An 11,098-nucleotide genomic window follows, 5' to 3' on the forward strand; every position below is an offset into this window, starting at 1 on the left:
GGCGATCCCAGCGCTCAACACGCGCGCCAACAGCCCCAGGAAGACCGTGCGGTCCGGCGCGGTCTTCATCTTGTCCCCCAGCAGTTCCCCAACCCCCATCGCCAAGGCCCCGAACTTGATCACCGGCCGGCCCAGCAGGACCAGCTTCCCCGGCGTCTGCCGCCCCGCGAGCCGCGCCGCCGCAATGGTCGCCATCGGCGTCATGGACCGCGCACTGGCGACGGCGCCAATCAGAGCGGAGGAAATCAAGCTGCGAATCTGCATTTGGACAGGCTCCTGTCAACACGGAATTTCGTGAGCCGCCGAGGCGGTGACGGCGCAGCTGAGCAAACGACGTTCCTGCGAACAGCCCGGGCAAGCCTGGCCGCAGATGGTCGAACAGGTGCCGCTGCTTCTTCCAGCCCAGTCCTTCGAGGCCTACCGATCGTCGAATGGCGCGAACACTTCGGCCACCCAATCCACGAACAGCCGGATCTTGGCACTCAGGTGCCGGTTGCTCGCGTACAGCACGTGGAAGGGCTGGCGCGGGCGCGTCCAGTCGTCGAGCAGGCGGGTCAAACGGCCGTTCTCGATGTGCGGCGCGGCCATGAACTTGAATGCCTGCCCGATTCCCACCCCAGCCAGTAGAGCGCTCAAATGCGCGGTGCTCTCGTTGACGGCCACCTCCACTTGGCCATGCACCAATATCCGCTCGCCCGCGTTGTGGAATTCGAGCGGGAACGCTCGCCCGGTGAGCGACGAGAAATAGCCGGCGACGGCGTGGCCGGGAACGCGACGCTTGCCGGCGTCCTGGGCCGGCTGGGGCATCAGTTCGGAAGGGTGCAACGGAACGCCGCGCGCCTTCAGGTAGACCGGGCTGGCGCAGGTCACCCAATCCATGTCGGCGATGCGTCGCGCCACAAGCGACGTGTCCGGCAACGGCCCGCCCCGGATCGCGCAGTCCACGCCCTCTCCAATGAGGTCGACCGGACGATCGCTGACGCCGAGATCGACATGCAGATCCGGGTAGCGCGCGCGGAAGCCCGGCAGCGCGGGGATGAGGATCATGTTGGCAACCACCGAGCCGACGTCAACCCGGATGCGCCCACGCGGCAGGGCGCGCGAGTGCGAAGCGCTTTCGTCCATCTCGTCGAGTTCGCCGATCAGGCGGGTGGCCCGCTCGTAGTAGGCCGCGCCCTCCGGCGTCACGTTGACGCGCCGCGTCGTCCGATGCAGAAGTTTCGTCCCCAGGTGGCGCTCCAGATCCTGGACGAGCTTGGTCACCGTGGGTCGCGGAATGTTCATTGTGTCGGCGGCGCGCGAGAAAGCCCCGGATTCGGCGATCCGCACGAAAACGCGCAGCGCCAGCAGTTGGTCCATGGCATTGGCCGTTGGGTTGTTTCGTCCCCATTATTCAAGCACATGAAATAAGAAGTGCAAATCCTCGTCTTTATTCCTACCCATGACATTCGTAAGCTTCGCTCACCCTCTCAACACAGGAGCACCACATGGGAAACAAGCTCACCGGCAAGGTTGCCGTCATCACCGGTGGCACCACCGGCATCGGTCTGGCAGCCGCCAAGACATTCGCGTCCGAAGGCGCGTTCGTCTACATCACGGGACGGCGTCAAGCCGAACTGGATGCGGCCGTCGCCGCCATCGGGCAGAACGCCCAGGGTGTGCGAGCCGACTCGACCAAGCTGGACGAACTGGACAAGCTCTACGACCTGGTGCGGACACAGCATGGCCGCGTTGACGTGCTGTATGCGAACGCAGGCGGGGGCGAGATGCTGCCGCTGGGCGCAATTACCGAAGCGCATTTCGACCAGACCTTCGAACGCAACGTGAAGGGCGTCGTGTTCACGGTGCAGAAGGCGTTGCCTTTGCTGGAGAAGGCAACACACGGCGCCTCCGTCATCCTGGCCGGCTCGACGACCAGCGTGAAGGGCACTGCCAACTTCAGCATCTACAGCGCGACCAAGGCCGCGGTGCGCAACCTCGCCCGCAGCTGGGTTTTGGACTTGAAGGGCCGTGCGATCCGCATCAACACGCTGTCGCCAGGGCCGATCCACACGCCCGGCCTGGTCGAGCTCGCAGGGCCCGAGGCCGCGCAGCAGCAGGGCCTGCTCGACTACCTGACCGCACAGTTGCCGATCGGCCGCATCGGACAGCCCGACGACATCGCCAGGGCGGCGCTGTTCCTCGCTTCCGACGATTCGTCGTTCATCACCGGCATCGAACTGTTCGCCGATGGTGGCATGGCGCAGGTCTGAACTGCCCATCGACGAATCCCTCACCTGTCAAGGAAAGTCTCATGACAACCGCACTCGAACTGCTTCAGGCCTATCAAGACAATGTCCGCACTCCCGCCGCCGCCGCGGCGCTCTTCGCGGACGACGGCGTCCTCGAACTGCCGACGGTCCAGGCGCATGCCCGGGGCCCCGCGGCCGTCGAGGCCCTGCTCTCCGGCCTGCTGGCCAAGGTGCCCGACTTTCGCTTCAAGGACTTCAAGGTCTGGATCGACACGCCCGACAAGGTCTTCGGCGAATATTCCGTCGAGGCGATGGTGGTCGACACCGGCAAGATGTACCGCCAGACCTATGCCGGCGTGCTCATCGCGGAGGGCGGCAAGATCAAGCTGCTGCGCGAGGCACTTGACACCGCGGCCGCTGCGCGCGCGTTCAGCAAGGGTTGAAGTTGCTGCCAGGCCGGCGCCGAAGATTGGCGCCCGCGATACGCCCGGCAGTTGACCGGATTGACCAAATTAGTACACTTGATACATGGCAAGCAAATCAAGTGAAGCACCTCCACCGGCGGCGGAGGCCCGGAGGAACTCGATCCTCGACGCCGCCGTCAAGCAGTTCGGACGGCACGGATACCGGAAGACCTCGATAGAAGATCTGGCCGCTGCCGCCGAAATCTCCAAGCAGGGTCTCTACCTGCATTTCGCGGGGAAGAACGAGATCTTCCTCGCCGCGATGCAGAAGTACCTCGACGACTGCATGGCCCTGGTGGACAAGGCGCTCGGCCGGACCGACCTGTCGCTGGTCGACCGCCTGACGGCGGCGCTGGATGCCTGGTTCGGAAGGCACCTGGCCACGTTCAGTCCCGCGTCGTTCGACGTCATTGTGACGGGCGATCAGCTGTCTCCTGCCGCGGTCGAGGAGGTTAAGGGCGCGTTCATGAAGCGCATCGCCGGAGCGCTGGCCGCGTCGCCTGAATTCACGACGTCCGGTGCGAACCGCTCGGCAAAAGAGGTGGCGCAGGTGCTGTTCCTCTGCGGTCTCACCTGGAAGGAGGGTTCGCCCTCTCCGCGCGAATTCTCGGAGCGCCTTCGGCTCTGTGTTCGAGTCTGCTGTCACGTGAAGAAGTGAGGGATCCGATGGGCATAGGCAAGATTCTCGTCACTGGCGGCTCCGGCTTCCTCGGTAGCCACTGCATCGAGCAACTCCTCCAGAGCGGGCACGAAGTGCGTACGACCGTGCGCTCGGAAAGCCGGCGGGCACTCGTTCGCTCCATGGTGGGTCAAGACAGTCCCCATGCCGATGACCGACTGGGCTTCGCGATGGCCGACCTGCAACGGGACGAAGGCTGGGCCGATGCGGTCAAGGACTGCGAGGTCGTCCTCCACGTCGCGTCCCCCTTCCCGCCTGCCGCGCCGAAGCATGAAGACGACCTTATCGTCCCCGCCCGTGAGGGCACTCTGCGCGTGCTGACCGCCGCACGAAACGCCGGAGTGAAGCGGGTCGTCCTCACATCTTCCTTCGCCGCGATCGGCTACGGCCACGGGCGTGGCAGCCAAGCCCTCGACGAGACGTCCTGGACTCACCTCGATGCGAGTTCCAGCGCCTACGTCAAGTCCAAGACCTTGGCCGAAAAGGCGGCCTGGAACTTTGTCGCCACCGAAGGGCAGGGCATGGAGTTGACGGTGATCAATCCAGTGGGAATCTTCGGCCCCGTTCTCGGGGCCGACTACTCGTCGTCGATCTCCTTGGTCAAGCAGATGCTCGAGGGCCGGCTCAGCGCTTGTCCCAAGGTGTGTTTCGGCGTAGTGGATGTGCGCGACGTCGCAGACCTCCACATCCGGGCCATGACTCACCCGAAGGCGTCCGGCGAGCGCTTTCTCGCTTCGGCCGGCGACTGTGTGTCGATGCTCCAGGTCGCTGCCATGCTCCGCGAGCGCTTCGGCGACGTCGCTGCCAAGGCGCCCACCAGGGAGCTTCCCAACTGGTTGGTACGTGTCGCCTCGCTCTTCAAGCCGGAGCTCAGGCAGGTGCTGCCCGAGTTGGGCAAGGACAAGCACATCTCGAACCGGAAGGCCCGCCAACTGCTGGACTGGGCGCCACGCAGCAGTGAAGACGCCGTGGCCTCTGCAGCGCAAAGCCTGCTGTCCAGAGGGCTCGTGGCCAGCAGCCCACGGCCCTGAGCCTCCGTAACCCGTGAACCCAATTGCCGAACTCCGTCCACGACCTTCGATCCACCAGAACGCGACCTCACAATGAAAACTGCGCTCGACCTCCTCAAGGCCTACACCGACAACGCACGGAACCCCGCTGCCGCCGGTGCGCTCTTCGCCGACGATGGCGTGCTGGAACTTCCGACGATCAAGGTGCATGTCACCGGACCTGTCGGAGTCGAAGGACTCCTGACCGGCCTACTGAAGCGTGTGCCCGATTTCAGGTTCAAGGAATTCAAGTCGTTCATCGACACGCCCGACAAGGCATTCGCCGAGTATTCGGTCGAAGCGTTGGTGCCCGACACCGGCAAGGTGTACCGCCAGACCTATGCCGGCGTGTTGATCGCGGAGAACGGCAAGATCAAGTTGCTGCGCGAAGCACTCGACACCGCAGCGGCTGCCGCTGCATTCAAGAAGGATTGAGGGCCCGTCATGTCCGATGTCTTGAAGCGGCTGTCCGCCGAAAATATCCCTCGCCGCGATGCGGTTCTCGGCATCGTGCGCGGTGCCTCGGCTGCTGCGTTCACGACGAGCCTGCTGTCCCAGGCGACCGCGTTCGCCGGCCAGGCAGCCGGCGTGCCAGAAGCGATCATGCCGTTTCGGGTCGCCGTGCCACAAACCGACATTGACGACCTGAAGCGCCGCCTGGCGATGATGCGTTGGCCCGAGCGTGAAACGGTTTCCGATTGGTCACAAGGCGTGCCGCTGGACACCGCGAAGCGGGTGGTCAAGTACTGGCACGACGAGTACGACTGGCGAAGGTTCGAGCGCCAGATCAACGGCTACCCGCAGTTCAGGACGCGCATCGACGACCTCGACATCCACTTCATCCATGTGAAGTCCAAGCACCCAGGCGCGCTGCCCGTCATCATGAGCCACGGCTGGCCGGGCTCGGTGGTCGAATTCCTCAAGGTGATTGGCCCGCTGACGGACCCGACTGCGTACGGCGGCCGCGCCGAAGAGGCGTTCGACGTCGTCATTCCCTCCCTGCCGGGGTTCGGATGGTCGGGCAAGCCCACCGAAACGGGCTGGGACGTCGTCCGCACGGCCAAGGCCTGGGGTGTCCTGATGAAGCGCCTGGGCTATGACCGCTGGGTTGCCCAAGGGGGAGACTGGGGATCCGGTGTGACCCACGCGCTCGGCCACGTCAAGCCTGACGGGCTGGTGGCCGCGCATGTGAACTGGGCCTTCGTCTTCCCGGACAAGCTGCCGGTGGACCCGACAGCGGAAGAGCGATACGCCATGGATCGTGCCGCGCAGTTCACGGGCGACTGGGCCGGCTACTTCAGGGAGCAGGCGACCCGCCCGCAGACCATCGGCTATCCGCTGGTAGACTCTCCGGGCGGCCTGGCCCTCTGGATTTACGAGAAGTTCCAGGCGTGGACGGACAACCCTGGCAGCGTCGACAAGGTGCTCACGATGGACGAGATGCTCGATGACATCTCTGTCTACTGGTTCACCGACACGGCGGCCTCGTCCGCACGCTTCTACTGGGAGAACACGCGCAAGGGCTCCGCCAGCTTCAACGCCGGTGTCATCGACCTGCCGATGGCGGCCACCATGTTTCCCAAGGAGATCTTCACGACGCCGAAATCGTGGGCGGAGGCGCACTGGCCCCACCTCATCTACTGGAACAAGGTGGACCGCGGCGGTCACTTTGCAGCCTTCGAGCAGCCGGCGATCTTCACCGAAGAGCTCCGCAAGGCATTCCAGACGGTTCGCGCATGATGCGGGCGGTCGCGGGGGCGGCACGCGCCGATGTTCATTCATGCGGAGGAAAGGCCGAGATTGGTCATCGAGTTCGGAACTCAACTGTCAGGCCATGCGCTGATCCAAGTCATCCGTCCCCAGACCGTTGGCTACGGTCTCTTCGACTCGTCCAGGGACCAGTCAATGTGGATCTACGAGAACTCCAGCGTTGCTCCGACACATCAGGGTCCCGACGCGGTAGCCGAACGCCAGCCGTGGGCTGTTGCCCTTGCCTTGCCGCGCGACCCGCGACTCCACGCGGGAGAGTGAACAAGACAGATCACCGAGCGCGAAGCCCAACTCGCCAACGGCCTCCAGAAGCTCGAGGTATCCAGGCGGGTGCTTGCGTGCGACGAAGCGTCCACCCTGGAACGTGCGAGGCATCTCCCTCGGCTCGAAGACGAACCTCGTCGACGGGCTGGTTGCGAACTCGATCCACGGCGGGTTCGCCGAGGCGTCACGAAAGCCCACGAGCGCGGCGCCGGCGGCCGACGTGCGCGGCAGGGTGCGTGCAGCATTGGCCCGGCATTCGGCGAAGGAGACGAAACGACGGACACCGCTCGCATCGAGAAAACTGCAGCCAGCCCTGAAGCCGTCACTCGCTGGCCGTCATGGCTACCGGCCCCCGTTGGCTCCGGCAGCCAAGATCAGAACTTCACATTCGCCGAGAACGCCACGTTGCGTGGTGAGCCGACGTAGTACGAGTTCTGCCAGTAGCTCTTGTTCGTGACGTTGCTGGCGTAGAGGTTCAGGGTCACGGGGTGGTTGGCGGCGGTGGTGGTGTAGCGCAGGCCGAGGTCGAGGGTGGTGTAGGCGGGCAGGCGGTCGGTGTTGGTCTCGTTGGCCCATTGCTTGCCGGTGTAGAAGACGCCGCCGTTCAGGCTCAGGCCGGGGATGAAGCGCAGCTGGTATTCGGCGTAGACCTTGGCCAGGACCTTGGCGACGTTGATGGGCTGCAGGCCGTCGTAATCGCCGCCCCTGACCTTGGGCGCGAGCCAGGTGAAGCCGCTGAAGAGGGTGAGGTCGCTGGTGGCTTTGCCGGTGGCGCCGAGTTCGATGCCGCGGTGGCGTTGCCGCCCGTCCTGCACGTAGAAGCCGTCCGAATTCGTGTATTCATTGGCCTTCTCGATGTCGAACAACGCGGCGGTGAGCAACATGCCGCCCACATCGGCTTTCACGCCCAATTCCTTCTGCTTGCTGATCATGGGCGGCATGACCTCATCTTTGTTGCCTGTCGCCTCCGCGGGGGCAACACCCCCTTGCTCAAGTCCCTCGATGTAGGTGGCGTAGGTGGTCAGCCACGGCATGGGCTTGAAGATCAGCGAGACGGAGGGCGAGTTGCGTGACTTGTCGTAGTCCTTCACGACCTTGCCGAGTTCTTCGTCATAGTCGCTGGTGACGATGCTGCTGTGGCTGATGCCCAGCAGGGCCGACCACTGCTCGGTGAAGCGGACCTGATCGCCGATCAGCCAGTTGCTGTTGCGCACCTTGGCCGCGTAGATGGGCTTGGTGGTGTCTTCGGGGAAGGTGGGCTCGGCGATGTGGTGCGGCTGGTCCAGCGGGAACGGGCCCATCCAGCCGGTGTTGGGGTTGAAGGTGGTGGCGTAGAACTTGTCCTGGTACATGGCGTAGCCCAGGGTGAGCTTGTGCTGCACGCTGCCGGTGTCGAGGTTCAGGTCGGCCATGGCCTGCGCGGCGTCGAAGCGGTCCTTGGTGCGGCCGGAGCGGATGCCGATCTGCTCGTAGCCTGCCGCCACATCGCCCACGTAGTTCTGCGCGTGGTCCTGGATGGGGCGGTCGATGTTGTCGCGCATGTAGGCGCCGCGCAGCGTGAGCTGGTCGTTGAGCTTGTAGCTCAGCTTGCCCATCAGCTTGGTGTTCTCGAACTCGTCCTGCACCCAGGGCTGGCCCCAGAGCTTGTCGGCGTCCGGTGCCTTGCCGTGCGGCGCGTCGTAGAACCAGTAGGCCGACGGGCCGTCGGTGTGGTACTTGTTGTAGACGCCGTTGAGCTCCAGCAGCAGCTGGTCGGTGATGTGCCAGTCCAGCGCGCCGCTGACCAGGCTGCGGTTGATCTTCTGCTGGTCGACCGAGGTCTCGCCGTCCTGCTTGACGAGGTTGAGGCGGTAGCCGAACTGGCCTTCGCTGTCGATCATGCCGCCGAAGTCGCCGTGCACGAACCACTGGCTGCCGCCGTAGTTGCCCACGGTCACGCTGTTCAGCCGCTCGGTGGTGGGGCGCTTGTAGACGTAGTTCACCATGCCGCCCGGCGTGGCCGCGCCGAACAGGAAGCCCGAGAGGCCGCTCAGCACTTCCACGCGCTCCTTGTCTTCCAGCACGGCCGCGTGGTTGTAGATGCGGCGCAGGCCGTCTTCGGCGGTGTTGCTGCCGTCGAAGCCGCGGATGTTGACGACCGGCGTCCAGCCGGTGCCTTGGGGCGTGGCGCTGCGGCTGGAAGGGGTGAGCTTGAACAGGTCGTCAGGCGACTGGGCCTGCAGGTTCTCGAGCAGCTGCAGCGGCAGCACGCTGATGGCAAACGGCGTGTCCTGCAGCGAGACGCTGCCCAGCGCACCGACCGAAGACACGGTCTTGGTCTTGTAGCCGTCCTTGGCATCGCCTTCGCGCTGCAGCGCGGTGCCGTCCTTCACCGGCGCCTTGCCGGTCACGCGCACGACGGGCAGCGTGGTGCTGGTTTCGGTGCTGCTGTCTGCCGGCACCGGTGCGGGGCTGCCCTGGGCGAAGGCGGAGGTGCCGCTGGTGGCCAGCAGGGTGCCGAAGGCTGCGCCAAGGGCGGCGCAGAGCAGGCGGGGACGGTGCAGCGAAGGCATCAAGTACTCCTGAATCGGTGAAAAGAAGGAAGGAAAAACGAAGGGAAAAAGCGAGAGGGAAAAACGAAAACGCCCCGGCGGGCCGGGGTCGTGATGTGCTGGCGCAACCAGGGCGTGCTTCAGTGGGTGGGCGCCTCATGCAGCCGCGAGGGCGGTGCGCTGCGCTCGCCGGCCAGCGCTTGCAGCAAGGCCTGGCCGATCTCGTCGGAGCGAATGGCGAGCACCGAGAGCAGCGTGTCGCTCAGGCCGTGGCTGGACTCGCAGGCGCCTTGCAGGAAGATGGCGGGCTTGAAGTCCGGCGTGGTGCGCAGCCGGTAGTTACGGTCCACCTCGAAGCGGCCCAGGTGTTCGCGCAGCGGCTTGAGCAGGCGGCGGTGGCCGTCGCGTTCGTAGCCGGTGGCCAGCACCACGGCGTCGTAGGTCTTGTGCTGCAGCAGGTCGTGGTTGAGGTCGCGCAGCGTCAGCGTCACGCCTTCGCGGCTGGCCTGCACTTCGGCCACTTCGTGGCGGCGCAGGAAACGGTGGCGGTCCTGGCCGCTGACGCGCTGGCGGTAGAAGACGTCGAAGATCTGCTGCACCAGCGCGAGGTCGGGTGCGGCGTAGTTGGTGTGCCAGAACTCTTCGAGCAGCTCGGCGCGCTCGGCGTCCGGGCGGCTGAAGACGAAGTCGGTGAAGCTGGCATTGAAGATCTCGTTGGCAAACGGGCTGTCGTCCGACGGGCGGATGGCGCGGGCGCGCATCACCAGGTCGATCTCGTGCACCGGGCTGCGGCCTTGCAGGTCCATGAAGATCTCGGCCGCGCTCTGGCCCGCGCCGATCACCGCAATGCGCCTGGCCTCCGGCACGCGGGCGATGGCGCCCAGGTACTGGCTGGAATGGAAGACGCGGCGGTCTTCCTTCAGCGGCTGGAAGCCGGCCGGTACATGCGGCGCGCCGCCCATGCCGATGGCGAGGTGGCGCGTGAGGCGCTCGCGGGTCTGGCCACGGGCGTCCCGCGTGCGCACGCACAGCAGCTCGACCTGGCCGGCGCGGCCCTCGGGCAGCACTTCCAGCACTTCCTCGGCATAGGCGCAGCGGTCCTCGAACTGGGCCGCCGCCCAGCCCAGGTAGTCGTTGAACTCGTGGCGGCTGGGGAAGAAGGTCTTGAGGTTGATGAAGTCCTGCAGGCGATCCTTGTCATGCAGGTAGTTCAGGAAGGTGAAGCGGCTGGCGGGGTTGCGCAGCGTGGCCAGGTCCTTCAGGAAGGAGATCTGCATGTGGGCCTGGTCCAGCAGCATGTTCTGGTGCCAGACGAAGCCGGGCTGCTTCTCGATGAACAGCGTGTCCGGCGCGCGGCTGCCAGCGGCGCGGCGCTCTTCGAGCGCAATGGCCAGTGCGATGTTGGACGGGCCGAAGCCGATGCCGATCAGGTCGTGGATGTGCATGGAGGCAACCTTCAAAGGGACGCGCCGGGACGCGCGGGAATCCACAGGGCTTCGCCGAAGAAGCGCTCGCGCAGCAGCTGGCCCAACATTGCGCGCTTGTGCGGGAAGTCGAATTCCTTCATCAGCGCATAGCCGCAGCGCGAAAGGCTGCGGATCATCCTGGCGTTGTCGGCGCGCGGCTCGATGACGATGCGCTGGGTGCGGCAATCGTCCAGCAAGAGGTAGTGCGACATGCCGGGCATCCACGCGGTGAGCCAGGGCGCGCCGCGAAAGCGGGCCTCGCCGACCAGCGCGTGCCAGCCGCGGTCGAAGTCCTGCGCGTCGCAGAACGGGGCGATGCGGTCTTCCTTGGCCCAGTAGGCTTCGAAGTAGCCGAAGGGCTGGCCGTCGAAGCAGCCGATCAGGCTGAGCACGCGCGGGTCGACCGCCAGGCCTTCGAGGTAGGCGCGGTGCCTGGCCAGGTCGCCTTCTTCCTGCCAGAACTCGGCCACCACCGGGTCGTTCATCCAGCGGCTGAACACCGGCAGGTCTTGCACCAGGTCCACGGTGCGGAAGGACAGGCTCTGGCCCAGCCAGGGAATGTGGCGCTGGTAGACCGTGCCGCTGGGCTTGGCGGGCCGGCGCGGGTGGCGGCGGCCCTGGCTGAGCGTGTACTGCAGCGGATG

At 65.5% G+C, this 11,098-nt stretch carries 10 protein-coding genes and 1 pseudogene; 6 read left to right on the forward strand and 5 right to left on the reverse strand.

The window, feature by feature from the left end; genetic code table 11:
* Both FKP22_RS10540 and FKP22_RS10545 read right to left on the reverse strand, forming a co-directional pair.
* Positions 1-264 (reverse strand): annotated as a pseudogene (locus FKP22_RS10540) (hypothetical protein); the annotation flags it as partial.
* Between the two features lie 153 nt (positions 265-417).
* Positions 418-1,359 carry a LysR family transcriptional regulator gene (locus FKP22_RS10545; RefSeq protein ID WP_141287452.1) on the reverse strand — a complete coding sequence of 314 codons (942 nt, stop codon included), beginning with the start codon at positions 1,357-1,359 and terminating at the stop codon, positions 418-420.
* Between the two features lie 128 nt (positions 1,360-1,487).
* Here FKP22_RS10545 and FKP22_RS10550 point away from each other — a divergent pair, with 128 nt between their 5' ends.
* The 6 genes from FKP22_RS10550 (at position 1,488) to FKP22_RS10575 (ending at position 6,163) form a co-directional block, all read left to right on the forward strand.
* Entirely contained in the window at positions 1,488-2,252 is a 765-nt protein-coding gene (locus FKP22_RS10550) for an SDR family NAD(P)-dependent oxidoreductase (protein WP_141287453.1), read from the forward strand.
* Between the two features lie 41 nt (positions 2,253-2,293).
* Entirely contained in the window at positions 2,294-2,674 is a 381-nt protein-coding gene (locus FKP22_RS10555) for a nuclear transport factor 2 family protein (protein ID WP_141287454.1), read from the forward strand.
* 85 nt (positions 2,675-2,759) lie between these two features.
* Complete coding sequence (locus FKP22_RS10560; RefSeq protein WP_141287455.1) at positions 2,760-3,353, forward strand: TetR/AcrR family transcriptional regulator; 594 nt, start codon at positions 2,760-2,762, stop codon at positions 3,351-3,353.
* A gap of 8 nt (positions 3,354-3,361) precedes the next feature.
* Positions 3,362-4,405, forward strand: a complete 1,044-nt coding sequence (locus FKP22_RS10565) for an SDR family oxidoreductase (protein WP_211361366.1) — start codon at positions 3,362-3,364, stop codon at positions 4,403-4,405.
* Between the two features lie 72 nt (positions 4,406-4,477).
* Positions 4,478-4,858: a nuclear transport factor 2 family protein gene (locus tag FKP22_RS10570; RefSeq protein ID WP_141287456.1), complete on the forward strand. Its 381-nt coding sequence runs from the start codon at positions 4,478-4,480 to the stop codon at positions 4,856-4,858.
* A 9-nt stretch (positions 4,859-4,867) separates the two neighbouring features.
* Entirely contained in the window at positions 4,868-6,163 is a 1,296-nt protein-coding gene (locus tag FKP22_RS10575) for an epoxide hydrolase family protein (protein WP_141287457.1), read from the forward strand.
* 668 nt (positions 6,164-6,831) lie between these two features.
* Here FKP22_RS10575 and FKP22_RS10580 read toward each other — a convergent pair.
* From FKP22_RS10580 to FKP22_RS10590, 3 genes are all read right to left on the reverse strand, one after another.
* Positions 6,832-9,009, reverse strand: a complete 2,178-nt coding sequence (locus FKP22_RS10580; RefSeq protein ID WP_141287458.1) for a TonB-dependent siderophore receptor — start codon at positions 9,007-9,009, stop codon at positions 6,832-6,834.
* Between the two features lie 119 nt (positions 9,010-9,128).
* Positions 9,129-10,433: a lysine N(6)-hydroxylase/L-ornithine N(5)-oxygenase family protein gene (locus FKP22_RS10585; RefSeq protein WP_141287459.1), complete on the reverse strand. Its 1,305-nt coding sequence runs from the start codon at positions 10,431-10,433 to the stop codon at positions 9,129-9,131.
* 11 nt (positions 10,434-10,444) lie between these two features.
* Positions 10,445-11,098 (reverse strand): GNAT family N-acetyltransferase (locus FKP22_RS10590; protein ID WP_141287460.1); only part of this gene is annotated, 654 nt, incomplete at its 5' end.

This window comes from Ideonella azotifigens (assembly GCF_006519715.1).
Taxonomy (GTDB): domain Bacteria; phylum Pseudomonadota; class Gammaproteobacteria; order Burkholderiales; family Burkholderiaceae_C; genus Ideonella; species Ideonella azotifigens.